The organism is Kistimonas scapharcae (assembly GCF_039540975.1).
GTDB lineage: Bacteria > Pseudomonadota > Gammaproteobacteria > Pseudomonadales > Endozoicomonadaceae > Kistimonas > Kistimonas scapharcae.
Map to the genome: position 1 here is coordinate 1 of NZ_BAABFL010000416.1, position 17,184 is coordinate 17,184.

Genomic DNA, 17,184 nt, shown 5'->3' on the forward strand with positions numbered 1-17,184 from the left:
AAAGCTGAGCTGTTGGTCCATGGCTAATCTCCAGCAAGGGCTGAGAGGAAATTAGCTTATTATCGGGGACTTAATCGCAGGTTTCCTAGGCAGCATAGTCAGGAATGACAACGCTTAAAATGTGAACAGAGCCGGGTTGTTGTTCTTGTTTGGTCAGTGTATGGAAGATTACAGTCCAAGGTTCATGGCAACCAGTTTTTTGATCACAAAACCCAGGACGCCCAGTCCTAAGACGCCAAAAAGCACTAATGTCCCGAACTTGCCGGCATTGGAGTGCTTGGCCAGATCCCAGACAATAAATGCCATGAACAGGATAAGCCCGGGTACCAGCAGTGTCAGCATCAGATCATCAAAGGCGGCTATATCCATGGTGGGTTCCGAATAAAATGTTGTGGCTGGATTATATCGGCTGGCGGCTGTTTTGAAAGTCAGGCTGGTGTAGCAAATCTGTCACAGAGGGGCAGGGTGAGGGTGACCGATTTTGTCAGGCCCGACATCCTGTGTTCACCGGGCCGTTCTCTGAAAAAGAGATGGGATGCGTAATTTGTTTATTAAATAGACAGCTTTGTGGTTGAGGTTGTGACAGGTTTAACATTCTTTGTTCTGCAGGATGTCGTTGGAGGCAAAACAGAATCAGTGGCATGGTCTGTGCGATAAGGGGCGGCAGAGAATAATAACGCTATTAATACAAGCAATGTTGTATCTTGCTGAGGGAGGGGGCATGGGTCAGTCTGTCGAGTCCGTCGTAGATGTCGGCTGGCGGGAACTGCTGGAGCAGGATGATCTGAATTGGGATCTTGGCAGTATCGACGACCGCACTGCAGCCCTCCATTTTCTTGCGCGCTTTGAAGGATGCTTCTGTATTTACTCCCGTGCTGACCAGCGGCTTTATACCCAGTACCGGTTTGTGATTCCCGACAATGAGGAGCAGCCCCTCATGGTTTTGCTGCCGGATGACAATTCAGGTGACAGTATCCGGGGGCTCCCGCTGGGTGCTGTAGTGGATACAGGCATCACGGTGTTTCCCGGTGAGTGTGTCGGTGCTTCAGGCCTCTACCTGAAGATTCCTGCCAGAAACCGGTTGGTGGGATCGCGGGGAGTGCCTTTCCAGGTAGGCTTGAAGAAGCTGGTCAACCGTTACCTGACCCTTGGTCATGATTTTCTACCCGTACTTGTTCGGGAAGAGCTGGATGATTTTGAGCAGGGCATGCCTGCGTTGACGCTCCATACGTTGGATGTGTCCCAGCTTAGTGACGTGTCTGCCACTGATGCGGCACAAATTCGCGGGGTGATAGTGAATAACCTGGTCAGACTGTACCGGTGACCCGTTATCCCTGGAAGGCATAACGGGGATAAGCATCTTAGCTGTCCAGACTGATGCCTAGGTGGCTGGTGTTGTCGTTGGACGCCAGGGCTTTTAAGGTTTTCTTCAGTTCGGGTTTTTGTGCTGGAGCCTTTTCCAGGTGATCAATCACATCACTGATGAATGCCTGTTGCGCTTCAAACAGTTCATGGTCCTCAATGTACTGAGCCAGCTCCGTACCGCTCAGCTCCTCGGCTTCGTGAAATCGGATGAAACGGCCGATCGTGGCCAGCGTCAGTGCGCCGGTGCTGGCGGCTTCTTCCAGGGAGGGCTCCATGGCGCACTGGATCGCGGACGTGATGGCAACAATGGCGTCCAGCGCCGGATAGACGCCATACATATCATATTGGTCAACATCCGGTGTCTGCTCATCAAGCCTTTCCAGCAGCCGCTCAAAGTTCTTGGCGGACTGGTGGCCTGCTACATAATCCCAGAGCATATTGAGGCAGTGACGGACTTCATCCGGTTCACCAAATTCCGCGATATCGGCAAACAGGGCAAAGTTAGGCCAGCCCCGTTCGGCCATGGCAATGGCGAAGGTCGCCTGCTGCCAGGGTTTCAGGGTTTTCAGCCGGTGGCTCAGTTGACGGGCGTTGGCCCGGCTGTCGAGGAGGATTGCTTGTGTGTTCACGGTCATCAACCTGTGCTTGCCGTCGGACCGGCAGTGAAGCCGGTCATTCCTTTCTGCATTCATGCCTTGAGTGGATCAGGCCCGGGACATGAATTTACCGGTCTCGGTGTTGATCTTGATCTTCTCGCCCTGCTCCAGGTATTCCGGTACCTGGACTTCAAGGCCGGTGGCCATGCGGGCCGGCTTGGTGCGGGCAGCAGCGGTGGAACCCTTGATGGCAGGGCTGGTCTCGACAACTTCCATGATGACGGACTGGGGCAGTTCCAGTGCCAGAAGGCTGTCGTCTACCAGCAGGGCGGTGATGCCTTCCATACCGTCCTGGATATAGGGCAGCTGGTCTTCCAGAGCAGAGGCTTCCAGGGTGTACTGGCTGTAATCTTCCTGATCCATAAAGGTATACAGGTCACCTTCCTTATAGAGGAAGGAAACCGGCTTACGCATCATGTTCACGTCGGTCAGCATATCGTTGCCGGTAAAGGTGTCGTCATACTTGCGGCCACCGGGCACCTGGTTGAAGCGCACCTTGTAAAGCGTCTGGGCGCCGCGGGAAGACGGGCTCTTGGACTCGACGTTCTTGACCATGTAGTAGTGGCCGTTGATTTCTACAATCTGGCCTTTCTTAAGTTCGTTGGCGCTGGGCATTGTCAGTAATCCCTGTGAAAAAGTCTGTGGTGCGGCCTGATGTATTAATGCACTGTTTGATCAGATTGCAGGTACAGCTGATGGGGTGAGGTAAGCCCATCTGCTGTCTCGTCGGGCAGGTCCAGGTGAATGTCCAGAACTTGCCGTCTGGCAATACAGAGGTAGCCGGTATATCGCTGTTCCCCGGTGGTGGTGAACGCAAACCGGTATTCACGCTGCAACACCCGTGGCCCACCGTTGATACGTATCAGCCGACTGCGTGTTCGCTCGACCGTCTGGTCCAGCAACTGCAGGCCGAGTTCCTTGCAGGTTCTTCGGCACTGGCGCAGGGCGATCTCCCGGGCCACGGCAGTGTCTTGCCAGTACCAGATACCTGCAATCAGCAACAGCAATGCTATCAGTTCGCTCATGGGCAGGTATTTTATGAGAAAGCGGTATCTGTTGCGACGATTTGATCGGATATAAAGAGGGTGGGAAAAAAGGCGGTTCGGTTTGCCGCATATTGACTCGTACGGCGTGTGTCTCTATAGTTCGCATCCCGTAAGGCAACGCGCTCGTAGCTCAGCTGGATAGAGTACCTGGCTACGAACCAGGCGGTCGGAGGTTCGAATCCTCCCGAGCGCGCCATCACTTACTCAGTCACTGTTTAAGGTCGTGGCTGGCAAGTCTGCAGTTTAATGTGCGTCCGTAGCTCAGCTGGATAGAGTACCTGGCTACGAACCAGGCGGTCGGAGGTTCGAATCCTCCCGGACGCGCCATTTCCTGGCAGTTTGCTTTGATGATATTGATTGTCATAAACCCTTATTGCGCGCTCGTAGCTCAGCTGGATAGAGTACCTGGCTACGAACCAGGCGGTCGGAGGTTCGAATCCTCCCGAGCGCGCCAGTTCATTAGAGTATTGCCTAAGGCGATGCTTGGTGAAATTGCAGTTCATGTGCGTCCGTAGCTCAGCTGGATAGAGTACCTGGCTACGAACCAGGCGGTCGGAGGTTCGAATCCTCCCGGACGCGCCATCTTCTGCAAGTCAATTCGACAATGAATATTGTCACATCTTTTGCGCGCTCGTAGCTCAGCTGGATAGAGTACCTGGCTACGAACCAGGCGGTCGGAGGTTCGAATCCTCCCGAGCGCGCCATCTTCCTGAAATTCATTATCGCTGGCACTGAATCAACCACGGAATGTGTGGTTTGTAGTCTTTTGTATCCGTTTCGATGCGGCAGTCAGTTATACGTAAGACTCCGTAAAGTCGGTGGTCAGTCATCGGGCGCCACGTTACTCTGAACCTGTCATCGGTTGCTTCTCCAGTGCCTGTCATAGGATGACAGGTTGCACCGGTGGTGTGGCTCAAACCCCATATCTATGGCCGCCCTGTGCGGCCTTTTTTTATTTTATCTTCTGATTTGTGGACTGCATGCCTTGATGGGCATGGGCAGGTCAGTGCCTAGTAATAGAAGCCTGAAGGGTTTCGGATAATCGCTTATCTAGCATGATGGCTTCCTGTTCTAGCCAAGACTGGTTTTGCTGTAATTTTCGCAGAACAGGGTGCTGGCGGAGTAAGGAAAGCGAGAGAGGCTTTTCTGGCCACAATTTTTTCTTGTCGTCATCGGCAATCGTCAGGGCATGCGTGGATAGATATTCACTCCACCAAAGAGGGATAAACAAGCTTAATGGTTTGTTTAATTGCTGGGCAAGCTTTCTTCCAATCTCCAGGCCAGGGTAATCCAAATCGCCGAAGTGCTGCCATTGGAACGTGTTGAGTTGTTTCAAAAAGCATATTGTCAGCCGGGTGTTATTACCTGGTGTGAAAACTGTTAACAGATCATTCAGTAGTGGGCAGCTGTCCCAGGCACCGATATTTTCTATCGTCATCACAGAAATTGAGTTAGGAGACTCGAGGCGTTGAATACCGGTAATCATGCGCTCGTTCAGGATGATTTCACCAAAGCGTTGCATGTCGGCCTGCACATCTATTACCCAGTCTGTTCCATGAATGCGTATATTGGCGTGGGTTCTGAGGCGCAGTATGTCATTCCGGCAGGTTTTTAGTTGGATGGGTAAATGCGTATTGTATGCTTTTCGGTCTTTGGAGTGTTGCGCCCAGAGCGCTTGGGCAACACGTTCATGAATAACATCCGGTAATGGTGATACCAGCACGCCTCTAAAAAAGTGTTCTCTTTGCTGGAGATGGTTTTCCTCAGGATTGTTATCCCAGTTGTCACCAAAGCAGTGGCACAGGGTTTTCCGGAGATTGGAATGACCATCTTGGTTCAGCTGGTAAGTGCGGATGCAAAGATCCGGGATAGCTTCAATCCAATCGTTCCTGTTGAGAAAGTCAATGAATGGCTGTGCTTTACGAGGTGGTTTTACTTTGCCTGTATCCAGCAGGATCAGTGCAACTGGTCGGACGATATCCAGGGGAATATCGCCCAACGGTATCGGTAGGGTTCCCCGGGTCATGCCTCAGCTCCAGCGGTTTCTTCTTTCGGCATAGAGACCGATGGCATCTTGCCGCGCACGGCGGAGAAGATGACATGCTCGTAAGGCTCCATGAGTCGCACCATGCGATAGGTCACACCGTTCTTGGGCAGGACATTATCGGGTGCACCGACCAGCAGCTGCAGCGATTGGTTGGCACAGAGTTCTTCGAGTGTCGCCAAGGCTCTGGCATCGAGTCTGGCCGCCTCATCAAGGAACAGCAAACGATTGGCAGAATGGCCATGACCCACGCGTTTGTGGGTGGTAACTTCCCAAGAATGCAGCACCATGGTCAGTACTGCCAAACCGGTGCCGATGGCCTCGCCGGTTGACAGGTTTGTGGGGTTGGCCGGCTCGAACTGCTTGTGGTTGGCCCGTTGCACCAGTACCTGCAGCTTGATGTATTCCCGGTAATCCAGCAGTTTTTCCCCGGCGATGCTACCACCGGTTTCCTTTTTGAATATTTCCGCCAACGCATCCTCAATTTTCATATCCGGCTGGTTGAAAAGATCCGGATAGAAACGCTGTTGCAGGGCTTCCAGTACCTTGCGGAAACTGTCAATGACTTCAAGCTCTACCTTGATGGCGCGAATCGTGCCGAAGTGAACGCTGGACAGTGCGCTATTGAGCTGGTGAATCTGCTTCCGTTCCCGGTTGATGCTTCGCTCAATATGTTGCCCCATACGGTCTGACTCGGCGAGAAAACGGCTCTCGGCGTCTTTCAGGCGGGTCTCTAGCCGGGTCAGTTGATGCTCAAGCTGCTCAAGCGCCTGCCTTGGATCTTCTGCATTGACCAGTGTCTGATCCATCCGTTCCGCCAGGAAGTGCTGGGCATCGACCACACAATGAAATAGCTGTGCCAGATCGTGCAATGCTGTGGTTTCCAGGGCCTGACGTAAAGGGTTTTCCTGCTCAACGGCCAGCGCCTGGATCAAACTGGCCCGGGCATCGGCAATCCCCGATTTCAGTTGTTCGCTCTCGGTGGCGAGCAATCCCTCACGGCGCAGTCGTCTGGCCAGCCCTGAGGATTCCGCGGTCGTGCTGATCGCCTGCCAGCTGGCGGTGGCTGCTTCGGCAGCAGGCTTCAGTCGGGCAATCTGTGCCTCTGCGTCCTGATGCTGCAGCTCCAGCTGCTTGAGGGTTGAACGGGTTTCCGCCAGGGTATCAGTAAACTGTCGTCGTTTATCCTCATGGCCTCGTACCTGTTTGCGCAATTGCCCAAACTGTTCTTCGCAGTGGGAAACCAGGTTTTCACGCCAGGTCAGGGGAATCTCTCGAATCTCCTGACTCTTGAGCAGGTGGGCACCCTCTTTATCATGCTGCCGGGATTCATCACTCCGGATCGCGGTGTTCAGGTCGTTACATTGGGCAATGGTCAGTTCCAGAGTTTGCTTGCCCGTTTTATGCTGTGCGGATTTCTGCTTGTGCTCCTCGCGGAGTGTGTCGCGCAGGGAACCAGATGCGTCCTTGCGTTCGACAGAAGCGGCAAAGCGGAGATTAGGCAGTTTGTCCGCTGTGCTGGCCAACAGGCTGATGACACGTCCGAGATGACTGATGGAAGCCTGGAGCTGGTTTAGTTCATCTCGCAGCTTATCGATGTCATCGGGCGGCGGTGTCTGCAGGTAGAACTGGCGCTGTTCCAGTGACTGCATGTCGGCCTGGTTGTTCGTGATCCAGGACTGTGCCGTCAGGCTTTCGGTCAGCGCGATTGTGGCCATCTCGATAGCGTCATCCAGGTCATTTTCTGTCAGTAGTGAGGCACTGGTCTGCCAGATATCAAGGGTGTTGCAGACCTTTTGCAGGTTTGACACTTCCTGTTTGTTAGCGGAAATGACCTGTTGTTGGGACTGTTGCTGATGGGCCAGTGTTTCCAGCTGTGTCTGTAGCGCTGAGACGGGTGGTTCATCGATACCCAGCCAGACGCTCATGGGGGCGAGTTCATCCAGTAACCCCTGGATGCGGCTGATAGTATGGCGGTTGACAGCAAGGGTTTGCCGTTCATCCAGCAGGGTTTGTTCCTGTTCTGTCAGGCGCTTGAATGCCTGTTCTCGTGCCAGTCGCCCCAGGGTCGGGAATTCGGGTTCACGGCTGATCCGGGCAATACGGTCGGCGAGATGAACAAATACGCTGCCATCATCTTCTTCTGATTGGTCGTCCGGAGAGCGGAGGTAGTCTTCTTCAGAGAATGCTTCGCCCGGTTTGCCCTGGAGCAGCCAGACATCATCCGGTCGATCGGCTTCCTGCCGGATCAAGGTGGCAGCCCGTTCAGCGTCCGGCACTAGCAGGGCCTGCCGTAATGGGCCGAACTTGGCTTCCAGATAGGCTGCCTCGTCGAGTGAGATATCATCGCTGTCGAGGTAGTCGCTGACCAGTGTGCCGCCGGTCAGGTCGGCCAGCCGATGAAGCTGGTTCCGCTCGTCGGAGTCGTCCTGATCCAGTCCGCGGAGTTGCTGGCGCACGGTGTCCAGCGCGTGAGTGATCACACTATCACGTTGGCCACATTGATCCCGTTGGTCATTCAGCGTCTGACGCAGTGCGTGCAGCTGATCGCGGCCATCGAGTCGGGCCTCTGGCTGGAGTCGGGCTATTTCGCCAGCCAGTTCAGTGGCCTGCAGCCAGGCCTGTCGGTCTCGTTGGGCCTGATCCATTTGCAGGCGCAGTCTGCGATGGTTGTCGCTGAGCTGGTCTAGCGTTTCCTGTTGTACTTCCAGTTGCGCGCGGCTTTCCTGCAGGGCGACGTTGGCTTGTTCGCGTGTGGTCTGCCAGCTTTCTTCATTGGTAAGAAGGGTGCACCATGCCTCAGGTAGCTGTTCGATAGCAGACAGAAGTTGCTCGCGTGTCTGACGATTCTTTTCCAGGTGCTTCAAGTGTTGTTTGTGCTGTTCCTGGGAGCTGGCTAAATCTTTCTGAGTGCGCCAGTGACGGAGCCAGAAGGCCGTACGTTCGGCGACTTGTGCCGGTGTGATATCACTGGCATCCAATCGCTGAATGATCGGCAGTGCGACAGAAAAATGTTCCCGGATCATCTCAGCCTGTTCCAGCAGTGGGCTGCGTTCATGGAGCTGCTCGGATTCGGCGTCGCGTTGATGCCTTAATTGCGCGAGCAGGTGAGGGAGTGAATCGGCAGATAGTGAATCGTCACCGCAGACTGCCCGGGATTCATCCAGGCTACGTATGGCGTCCTGGTAGAGGCCGGCTTTACGGGCTTCTTCCGAGTAGGCGTCTTCTGCACTGGCTAGCTGGTTGACCAGGCTTTCAAGGTCCTCTTCCAGTAGGGACTGGGCGGCAGTCTGTTCCTGACGCTGAGCTTCGAACAGGGTGTATTCCTGTCGTTTCTCGGTTAAGCGCGAGCGGATATTCACCAGCTCATTGTCCAGTTGCGCCTGTTCCTGATGCAGTCGGGTCAGATCCTTTGCCTGGCTGAGCGTGTTGGAAGCAGTCTGCAGGTCTTGATCCAGCTGATCCCGTTCCTCATCCATGCGGTCAAGCTGATCCTGCAGGCCCTGTGTCTGTTGGCGGGCACTCTCACGATCATGTTCCAGGCGGGATGCTGTGGATCGGGCTGCATCCAAGCGATCATTCTGTTTGCGATGTTCCTGGGCAGAAAGGGCCAGCACCTGTTCACCCAGAGCATAACTATCGTTGAGAATACGCTGGATAAACTGGCGTTTTTCCCGGGTTGCCTCAATTTTGACCCGGGTTTTTCGGGTTTCCATCAAAGCATTCTGCATGGAGCTGACGGAGCGTTTTACCTGATCGTCAGCGGGCAGCAGGTAATCTCGCAGCCCTTTCTGCAGTTCGGCAGACAGGCCGCCGTACAGGCTGGTTTCCAGCATCCGGTAGTAGCGCTGCCGGTCGCCGCTGTTTTCCATGGCCCGGGGGATGATGCGGCAGTCAAACTGCCAGCGCATATAGTGGGCGACGTTATCATAGGTTTCCACGGTGCCGCCAAGGCGTGCGATGCGGTTTCGCAGAGCCTTTCCGTCGAGTGGTTCAAAAAGGTTGTTGTCGACCGCTTCCATGACCAGGTCACGCACAGGCATGTCCGGGTCAATGCCGGTAATGGCAAAACGCTTGAGTTCCACCCTAGGAGCTGCCAGGCGTCGCAGTTGTACCCCGGCAATGACACGCCGGCCATCATACAGGTTGTAGTCCACAAGGCTGTAGCAGGTGCCCGCCTCAATCCGCCCATAGATGCCATTGTCGCTACGGTCCGAGGCGCTGTCAGAATTGTTACGCAGCCGGACCAGGCGATTGTCCGGCACCCGGTTAATCAGCAGGGCACCCATGATGGTGGTCTTACCTGCACCGTTGTGACCGATCAGGTTGCTCATCAGGTGATGCAGATTGAGGGTCTTGAAGAAGATCCCCCGGAAATTCACCAGTGACAGGCTGCGGATACGGGTTCTTTGTGATGGACTCATGGGGTGCCCTCCTGTGCCTCGATCTCTGCAGCGGATTCATCCGCCTTGACGTCGGATGGTTCTGCAGTAGTGGACGTCTCGTCATCGGCGACTTCGCTGTCTGCTTCCAGGCTGATAAAGCCCGTTGAGACCAGCCTCTCCAGGGCTTCCCGTGTAAGTGGCGCTGAACGGACCGGCTCGGCAAAGCGCATCAGGGGCGCCTGGGTCTGGAACCGTTCCGCTTGCTGGCCGTCCAGCCGGATCATGCCCAGCCTCGCCAGCTGACGCAGGCAGCGCTTCAATACGTCCATGGCTTTTTGCTGGTCATGCTGGGTGTTGATTTTTTTCCGTTCCAGCAGGCGGCAGAGGTGTTCTTCTTCCAGCAGTAGTCGTAATCGGTCAAATAGCGATTCAGTGGTGATCCATCCACTGTCTTCCAGCTGTTCCGGGTCTAGGTGACAGATGGCCAGTACCTGCCCGGTTATCATCTGCAGTTCGTCGAGCTTGCGGGAGCGAATCAGGTTGCGGCTGCCCAGGTTGGGCTTCAGGTACCAGTAATCCTCCGGTGCCTGAATCAGTTCAACGCCATAGCGGCGGTAGTGTTCGCCCAGCCAGGTTTCCCCGTCACGCAGCATCGCGAACAGGTGGGTATGGCGGATATCAATGTGCTCACCCTGGCGCAGACGGCTGTCCAGTTCCGGGAACCGGTCATCACCAATGATGTCTGCCAGGCAGGTGTAGGGGCTGTCAACGGCGACCGGCGCCGCGTCTTTAAACATGTTATTCGCCGACAACAGTAGCTTCCTCGGTTGCGGTGGTGTGGGCAGGTTGGCGCAGGGTCAGGCTGAGGGATTCCACCTCCAGGTCCTCAACGATGGGATGCCATCGGGTCTCGGGTACCTGTTTATGGTGACGGGCACTGCCCCGTTCGGTCATGGCTTCAAATAGCCAGCCGGCAACGCTGAACAGGCGGTGCAGCGGATAGCGGCCAGCCAGTTCCGACATGGCCTCCTCATAGGTGGGCAGGGTGCCGCGGCTGGCGGTGACAGCATCCAGCCAGAGACTGATCTCTCGGCGAAGGCTGTCCTGGTCATCACTGTCGATCACGCTTTCTTCATCGAGAATGATGCGGGCAGTTACCCGTTGCTCCGGCGGCGGCTCGATTTCTCGCAGGCGAGGCAGTGGTTCTGCCGCGATCGTATTCAGTGACCAGGGTAACTCCCGGTAGCGTTTGAGCGCATCAAGCAGTCGTTCGCTCAACGCCTTGCGCTCATCCATATTGATAAACTGGCGCAGGTACTGGTGCGCGCGCAGATGAAAGCCTTCCCAGTGTTCCAGGCGTTCACCACTCCAGTGTTCGATGCGATCGAGATGCTGTTCAAGGCGTGTGATAGCGTCCAGTGCGCGGTTGCGGCCGGCCGAGTCAGCGGTGGCGGCAATGCTTTCCAGCAGGCGACGGGCTTCCTGGCAGTTGGCCAGCAGCAGTTGCTGGAGGTCTTGCAGGCGTTCCTGGGTGTCTTCCAGCAGTGTTTCGCAGCGGGAGATGGCATCCTGCCAGTCCTGCTTCAGCATGGCGACCACGGTTTTCCGGGTGTCGACCGCTTCCCGGTCCAGCTGGCGCTGGCGGTGGTCGATGGTGGTTACCAGCTGGCGAACGGTGATTTCCAGTGGTGCTTCCACTTGCAGGCGCCAGAACGGCTCGTTGCCGCCCGTTTCGGCGGCATCCCGTATTTCACGCAGGTGGCTGTTCACCGTCATGAACAGGGTGCTCAGCGCGGTGCGTGAGGCGTCAAAGCCACTGCACACTGACTCAACAATCTGTTCCGCCATGGGGGTCAGCAGATAGGCGTGGGCCCGCTGGCCGCTGCCTTCCAGGCAGAGTAGCAGGTGCTGATCCAGAAATCGGCGGATCACATGGTTGCAGCGTTGTCGCCGGGTCTCTTCACTGCTGTCGAGTTGGGTGCGATCAATGACTTCGTACACCACATGCAGCTCATCTTCCCCGAACTCCGGCTGGGATTCCTGATCCTTCCAGAAGTGGAGGGCGGCCAGGAAGGCAAGGTCGGCCGGTTGCAGCTGCAGTTGCAGGCCGGCAGTGATGATTTCACTGACCAGGTGAGGGATGTCCTTCGTTTCAGCCAACGGCGTCTCCGGTCATTGGGCAAAACGATTATTATCTGAAATTCAGTCAGTGGTTGAAAGCCTTTCGCTGTTTAACGCCAACATGATGAAGGGCGACGTTAAACAGCGATGAGGGGGGCTGTTGGTAGTCCGACATCGTCGGTACTAAAGCCGGCAGCCCCAGCGAGATTGTCGGGTGCGCCCTGGCTCGCAATCGCGCGATTCATGCTATCGATCAATTGGTCGATTTCTGCAGCTGTAAACCGGTTGGTTTGCCAAGGGACTTTATTACTGATATTCAGGAACCAGAGGAGGAAATCGACAGCGGCTTTTTTCAGGCCTGCGGTGAATAATTCTTTCTTGTAGCGCAATCGCGCATGGAGTGCGATACGATCAACAATCTCTTCCAGACTGCAGGTATCCAGGCAGGCTATCTGGTCTCCGGCATAGGCGCTGTTATGCAAGCAGTTGTTAAATGCACGCATGAAGGCAAGGCTTGTGAGAGCATCCCCTGAGAGGAAGACGAGCTTGCCGGCTGTAGTAATGTGGCATGGTTGCTCGGCATGGAAGGAACCGATGAAATAGGGTGAAATTTTTTCGCTGTCCGGTATTTTTACTTCACCGCAGTAACCATGTTTTACCGCCTGCCAGGTTTCAATTTTTCGGCGTAATGTAGCAGGTAGCTCTTGGTTGTTTAGGCTTGCGGGGTTCTTTAAGTCATGGCCGCCCTGTTTCAGTGAGTCATATTCGTCTTGGTCAATGAAAAAGTCAGCAGTAACCCAGTGGTTTCCATCTTCATCCTGACTGATGTGCTCATGGACAATCGAGCCCAGCCATTTGGTGGTGGGATACACCAGTCTGACATAATTGCCAAAGCTTGAATCCATCCGTCCTGTATCTTGCTGTATGCGATATTTGACCCGTACCCGGTGATTGATAATGTGTTGCCCTCCATCAAATTCAGTATCTTCATCCACTTGGCTTAAGTCGCTAAACATGACCGTGTTCCCAAGGTTGTCTGATTCATTCGCTTCACGGCGTTTCATTTCGATAATGGCTTTCCGGGTTTTCGAGTGGGCTCCGTCAGCGCCGATCAAGATATCATAGGGTACGTGTTGGCATGTGTGGGTCGTATTGCTGTCCGCTTTTATCAGTACGTGATCAGGCGCGATCCCCATCACCATTTCTCCGTCCCCTTTTCGAATGGTTATGCTAGCTGCTGTTGCTATGGCTCTTAGCTCTTCTTCCAGCTCGTTACACGGTATTCTGTAGTGCTGGTCCTGGAGCTTACTTTGTAGCTGCCGTAATAGCTGAGTTGCAGTGTCATCGCCATCTAACTGGCAGGCATTAAAACAGTGTGGATTGATTTGCAGTACGTGGTTTCTTGCATATGCCTTGTATTTTTCCAGCATGAGAACATCAAGTTCCGGATTTTTCTGCTTCAACTGGATCGCGGTCATCAGGCCGCCAGGGCCGGCGCCAATAACCACCACGTGTTTTACCTCTCGCTCACTCAGTGTTGTTCGAGGCTGGGCAGCCCTGCACAGATCAACGAGGTGTTTCACCGCTGAAATGATAAGCACGAGAAAAGCAAAAAAACTGAACTTTCCCGTCGCCGCTGCACGGGGTTGATTTGTTATTGACTCTGTTCTGCTGGCTCCTGCTAAAGGGGAAGTCGTGTCGACTAGGGGCTCCATAGCGTATAAATTCCATTTAACTCAACGAATTACAATTTCGACATTGCGGCGCCTGTAAAGTTCCGGCTATTGGGGGAGCAAAAAGTCGCATTGTTTTGTCAGATGAGTTAAGCATGATATTGCTCACAGTTTGCAGGCGTGCTGTTTGTTAGGATTTCTGTCATGATGGTCAGGCATGGTCATGTGCCTGTGGCTGCTATAGGGCGACTGACTGTGAAAGGGGGGGGCAATGGAAACGAATGTCGATTTATGCTGGGATCTGAAGCACATTATTCATCAGCAGAAAGCCTATAATTATATGCAGCAGTTTCGCGATGTATTCTGCGTTTATTCAGAAAGTGTCTGTCAGGTCTACAGCAATTATCGCCTGTTTTACAGCGATCAAGATGGCGAGAAAGAGATTCAGGTTCTGCCTGATGAGCAGGCATGGCATGAGACATTTGATGCTGTCAGGGTGGAAGCGGTCAGGCCCTCTAATATCATGCTCTTTCCCGGTGAGCTTCTGGGGAAGGAAGGTTTTTTCATGCGGATGCCCGTTAAAGGGGGCAAAAAATGGGTCATCATGCCCTTGCATGAGGCCTTTGATCGGGTGCTCAGCAAAAAGGACAGTTTTCTTCCGCTCATCAAGAAAGGTGATCTGCGTGAGTTCAAGGCTCGCTCACCTTACCTGCACCTGCACTGGCTCGATCTTGAGCGCATGAGTAATCTATCAGCGTTTCAACGGCTGGATATTGCCGACACCATCCTTTCCCGTTTCCATGAAATTGTGCGCTGAAAGCCCTCTTGTCATGCACGCATAAAAAATGCCCCATTCGGGGCATTTTTATCAGTCTTTTTTCTGGCCGCGGATCACATCGACCAGGCGGTGGACAGATTTACCGAGGTCTTCCATCGCCGTCTGGGTCAGGGTCCGGAAATCGCCAATATGTGGCTGAGCCTTCTCAATGTATTCCTCAAGATGGTCCACCTCTTCATGCTGCATCTCGTGCCGGTCTTCTTCCAGCTCCGCCTCAAGACGCTCCAGCAGTGCCCGGGTTTCCTCAATCTGCTTTTTGAGGGCTTTCCGGTGTGCCTTGTATTCCTTCATTGTCGTCATGGCTGGGTTCTCTTACGCAGTAATAGCAATCAACAGGCCGGGGATAATGAAGAATACCCCGGCAACATAAGCCAGAACGATCCACTTACGGCGGCTGGCAATCTGGGCGAAACGCCGTGCCGTACGCAGGGGGATTTTCCGCAGCTGTGGTATGCCATAAATTAATATAACGGCGCTGATGTTAAAAATCAGGTGCACCAGGGCAATCTGCAGGGCAAAGAACGCATGGCTGCCAGACACTGCCGTGGCAGCCAGCAGTGCCGTGATGGTTGTGCCGATATTGGCGCCCAGGGTAAAGGGATAGATTTCCTTCAGCTTGAACAGGCCGTTCCCCGCCAGTGGAACAATCAGGCTGGTGGTGGTGGATGAGGACTGTACCGCGATGGTCATCAGGGTGCCGGAGAAAATACCCGTGATCGGGCCGCGGCCAATGGCCTTGTGCAGGATGGCCTTGGCACGCCCGACCATCAGTCGCTTGAGCAGTTTACCCAGGAAAACAATAGACAGGAAAATAAACGCCAGACCTGTCAGGGCCAGCATGACGCCACCGGTAATGCCCGGCAGGCCGGCATAGAGATCCCTGAAAACGTCCAGTACGGGCTGGGTCAGTGGCTTGATAAAATCCAGGCCCTTGATGCTGACGCTGCTGCCACCCACCAGGAGATTAGCCAGGTATTCAGATGTTTTGGACAGGTAGCCGGTCATGATTTCCAGTGGCAGGAAAATGGCGACGGCCATCAGGTTAAAGAAGTCGTGCACGGTGGCAGCAGAGAACGCCCGACGGAATTCCTTTCGCTTGCCGACATGGCCCATGCTGACCAGGGTATTGGTCACCGTGGTGCCCAGGTTGGCGCCCATGATCATGGGGATGGCTGTTGGTACCGGCAGGCCGCCTGCCACGAGGCCAACGATGACGGATGTCACGGTGCTGGAAGACTGTACCAGGGCGGTAGCCATGGCGCCGACCACCAGACCCATCAGCGGATTAGTGGCAAAAGCGAACAGCTGGCGTGCCCCTTCCGCGCCACCGGAGGCCCATTTGAACCCGGCGCCGATCATACCAACCGCCACAAGCAGCAGGTAGATCAGGAAGATGACACCCAGCCAGGGGGCGAAGTTGTGGTTGGCTGCCGATCGGGGAGCCGCTTGCGTTGATTGCATCGTTATACCTTTACCATGGAAATGCAAAAACCACCCGTTGTGGATGGTTCCTGTATTCGTTCAAGGTTGTCAATTCACCTGCAGGCAGGATGAGCGCGCACTTTATTCAGGTGGGTGGTGGTCAACAATAGTGGTTGGTGTCATCGTGGTGCGGGATGTACGTAGTTTGTTTTACGATATTCTGCCCTTTATAAATGCAAAAAAGGTCTATCACTCATCAGGTATCTCAGTGATGTTGGCTAAGAGCAAATTTGGTATGGATTTTGGAGGCTTGTACTTTAGGCGGTCTGAAAAGAGGTGAGATCCAGTGAGTTGGTCTTTACAGGCCTATCTATACTGATACAAACAAAGGTACAGAGAGGATGCTGTGATGCCTGAAATCAATAAAACGAATGCCGGAAAACCTGTTCAATACGGTGAAGTGGAAGATCATAAGGAGTCACCGGATGAACCGGTAAAGGGACGAATGAAGGGTTTGTCTTTGGACGTGGAGGCTACTGAAGGAGAGAAACATATCCAGAAAGAGGCGGGTAAAAAATCACAGATCTCTACGGGGGCTGAAAAATCAATTGAGCAGATAAAAGCAATGCTCACTAGCAGTAAAGGCTTTGAGGATAGTGTTCTTAATGCGGCAAAAAAACAGCAAGACCAGCCGATATTGACACCCAATCCTCAGAGCAGTTTGCTGCCAGAGGGTGTCATAGGGGGGGATTCTCATGCCCAGCTTGGTCTGGTTCTTGGAGAGGCTGCATTCGATCTTGAAAATACAGGGGATGTCGAAACGCTTGATCAGGCAATGGATCAGGTTCCTGTTTCAGTCGCTCAGCCTGATCAACTCAAAGAGCGCTTTAAAAAGCACTCTCGTCTCAGACTATGGGCGAGCCGCTTCCGTCAGGCTATTCGTTCGCTGCTGATCGGTAATGCTTCCAACGTCAAAGGCAAGGATTTTAAAGAGATTCCCCCGAAGCTGGTTAAGGTGTTGGCAGAGGGGACAATGCTGAAAGAGAGCGTAAACAGTTATAACTTCAAGCGCGCTCAACTGCTAGATGCTCACAAAATTGTTGAGCAGAAAGAGCGGGATAATTGGAAAGATGAATTGGTTGCACTGTCCCACACCATCATGGAGGAAGCTGATAGGTTGGTTGATGATGCAGATGCATTATTGAATCATGACCTGCTGGAGATTGATGATCAGAATACTGCTACTGCGATCAAAAGGGCATTAAAGGACTGTATAGGATTTGATCCAAATCGACTGAAACCCAATGTGTCACAGCAACCATCATCGCTCGAAGGCAATGGCGGGAGTGCAACAGACTCAGCTCAAATGGTTTCCGATGAAGGGCTAACCCCAATAGATGATCTGCCGCCGCCTCCACCAGAGTTGTACGAAGAGTCGGAAGAGATGGATGCAGCACGAATAATGCCGCCTCCGCCGGACCCAGAGGATGAGTCAAAACGTTCAATCAATAAGCCGTGATTTAACAGGGAGGAGATCTGATCTGTCACTTTCTAGGGAACCTGCGATTAAGTCCCCGATAATAAGCTAATCTCCTCTCAGCCCTTGCTGGAGATTAGCCATGGACCAACAGCTC

The 17,184-nt window shown here is 53.9% G+C and carries 14 protein-coding genes and 5 tRNA genes; 8 read left to right on the forward strand and 11 right to left on the reverse strand.

Annotation, left to right across the window (positions count from 1 at the left end):
• Positions 1-168: 168 nt before the first annotated feature.
• On the reverse strand, positions 169-369 hold the full coding sequence (locus ABD892_RS16135) for a DUF2788 domain-containing protein (RefSeq protein ID WP_211824123.1): 201 nt from the start codon (positions 367-369) through the stop codon (positions 169-171).
• 352 nt (positions 370-721) lie between these two features.
• Between ABD892_RS16135 and ABD892_RS16140 the strand changes: the two genes are divergently transcribed.
• A complete protein-coding gene (locus ABD892_RS16140; RefSeq protein WP_345196944.1) occupies positions 722-1,324 on the forward strand; it encodes a hypothetical protein in 603 nt (200 codons plus the stop codon).
• Between the two features lie 37 nt (positions 1,325-1,361).
• Here the strand turns inward: ABD892_RS16140 and ABD892_RS16145 are convergent, their stop codons facing one another.
• From ABD892_RS16145 to ABD892_RS16155, 3 genes are all read right to left on the reverse strand, one after another.
• Entirely contained in the window at positions 1,362-1,994 is a 633-nt protein-coding gene (locus ABD892_RS16145; protein WP_345196945.1) for a YjaG family protein, read from the reverse strand.
• 75 nt (positions 1,995-2,069) lie between these two features.
• Positions 2,070-2,636 (reverse strand): elongation factor P-like protein EfpL, encoded by a 567-nt coding sequence (efpL, locus tag ABD892_RS16150; RefSeq protein ID WP_345196946.1) that lies wholly within the window; start codon positions 2,634-2,636, stop codon positions 2,070-2,072.
• A 44-nt stretch (positions 2,637-2,680) separates the two neighbouring features.
• Positions 2,681-3,046, reverse strand: a complete 366-nt coding sequence (locus ABD892_RS16155) for a DUF3301 domain-containing protein (protein WP_345196947.1) — start codon at positions 3,044-3,046, stop codon at positions 2,681-2,683.
• A 140-nt stretch (positions 3,047-3,186) separates the two neighbouring features.
• On the opposite strand from ABD892_RS16155, the gene ABD892_RS16160 reads away from it, so the two are divergent.
• From ABD892_RS16160 to ABD892_RS16180, 5 genes are all read left to right on the forward strand, one after another.
• Positions 3,187-3,263 (forward strand) — tRNA-Arg (locus ABD892_RS16160).
• A gap of 54 nt (positions 3,264-3,317) precedes the next feature.
• A tRNA-Arg gene (locus ABD892_RS16165) sits at positions 3,318-3,394 on the forward strand.
• Between the two features lie 50 nt (positions 3,395-3,444).
• Positions 3,445-3,521 (forward strand) — tRNA-Arg (locus ABD892_RS16170).
• A 51-nt stretch (positions 3,522-3,572) separates the two neighbouring features.
• Positions 3,573-3,649 (forward strand) — tRNA-Arg (locus ABD892_RS16175).
• A 45-nt stretch (positions 3,650-3,694) separates the two neighbouring features.
• Positions 3,695-3,771, forward strand: a tRNA-Arg gene (locus ABD892_RS16180).
• A gap of 299 nt (positions 3,772-4,070) precedes the next feature.
• Here ABD892_RS16180 and ABD892_RS16185 read toward each other — a convergent pair.
• From ABD892_RS16185 to ABD892_RS16205, 5 genes are all read right to left on the reverse strand, one after another.
• Positions 4,071-5,093, reverse strand: a complete 1,023-nt coding sequence (locus ABD892_RS16185; RefSeq protein ID WP_345196949.1) for a Wadjet anti-phage system protein JetD domain-containing protein — start codon at positions 5,091-5,093, stop codon at positions 4,071-4,073.
• A complete protein-coding gene (gene mukB / locus ABD892_RS16190) occupies positions 5,090-9,535 on the reverse strand; it encodes a chromosome partition protein MukB (RefSeq protein WP_345196951.1) in 4,446 nt (1,481 codons plus the stop codon). Before mukB ends, ABD892_RS16185 begins: the two co-directional genes overlap by 4 nt.
• Positions 9,532-10,308 carry a chromosome partition protein MukE gene (locus tag ABD892_RS16195; protein WP_345196952.1) on the reverse strand — a complete coding sequence of 259 codons (777 nt, stop codon included), beginning with the start codon at positions 10,306-10,308 and terminating at the stop codon, positions 9,532-9,534. Before ABD892_RS16195 ends, mukB begins: the two co-directional genes overlap by 4 nt.
• Positions 10,295-11,656 (reverse strand): hypothetical protein, encoded by a 1,362-nt coding sequence (locus ABD892_RS16200; RefSeq protein ID WP_345196953.1) that lies wholly within the window; start codon positions 11,654-11,656, stop codon positions 10,295-10,297. The genes ABD892_RS16195 and ABD892_RS16200 overlap by 14 nt, the downstream gene beginning before the upstream one ends.
• 98 nt (positions 11,657-11,754) lie before the next feature.
• The gene (locus ABD892_RS16205) at positions 11,755-13,332 is read right to left on the reverse strand and encodes an FAD-dependent oxidoreductase (RefSeq protein ID WP_345196954.1); all 1,578 of its coding nucleotides are present in this window, start codon (positions 13,330-13,332) and stop codon (positions 11,755-11,757) included.
• A 229-nt stretch (positions 13,333-13,561) separates the two neighbouring features.
• Here ABD892_RS16205 and ABD892_RS16210 point away from each other — a divergent pair, with 229 nt between their 5' ends.
• On the forward strand, positions 13,562-14,107 hold the full coding sequence (locus ABD892_RS16210) for a hypothetical protein (RefSeq protein ID WP_345196956.1): 546 nt from the start codon (positions 13,562-13,564) through the stop codon (positions 14,105-14,107).
• Between the two features lie 51 nt (positions 14,108-14,158).
• On the opposite strand, the gene ABD892_RS16215 is transcribed toward ABD892_RS16210, so the two are convergent.
• Positions 14,159-14,428, reverse strand: coding sequence for a hypothetical protein (locus ABD892_RS16215; protein WP_345196957.1), 270 nt, complete (start codon positions 14,426-14,428; stop codon positions 14,159-14,161).
• A gap of 12 nt (positions 14,429-14,440) precedes the next feature.
• The gene (locus ABD892_RS16220) at positions 14,441-15,589 is read right to left on the reverse strand and encodes a Na/Pi symporter (protein WP_345196958.1); all 1,149 of its coding nucleotides are present in this window, start codon (positions 15,587-15,589) and stop codon (positions 14,441-14,443) included.
• Between the two features lie 370 nt (positions 15,590-15,959).
• Between ABD892_RS16220 and ABD892_RS16225 the strand changes: the two genes are divergently transcribed.
• A complete protein-coding gene (locus ABD892_RS16225; protein ID WP_345196960.1) occupies positions 15,960-17,069 on the forward strand; it encodes a hypothetical protein in 1,110 nt (369 codons plus the stop codon).
• Positions 17,070-17,184: the final 115 nt, after the last annotated feature.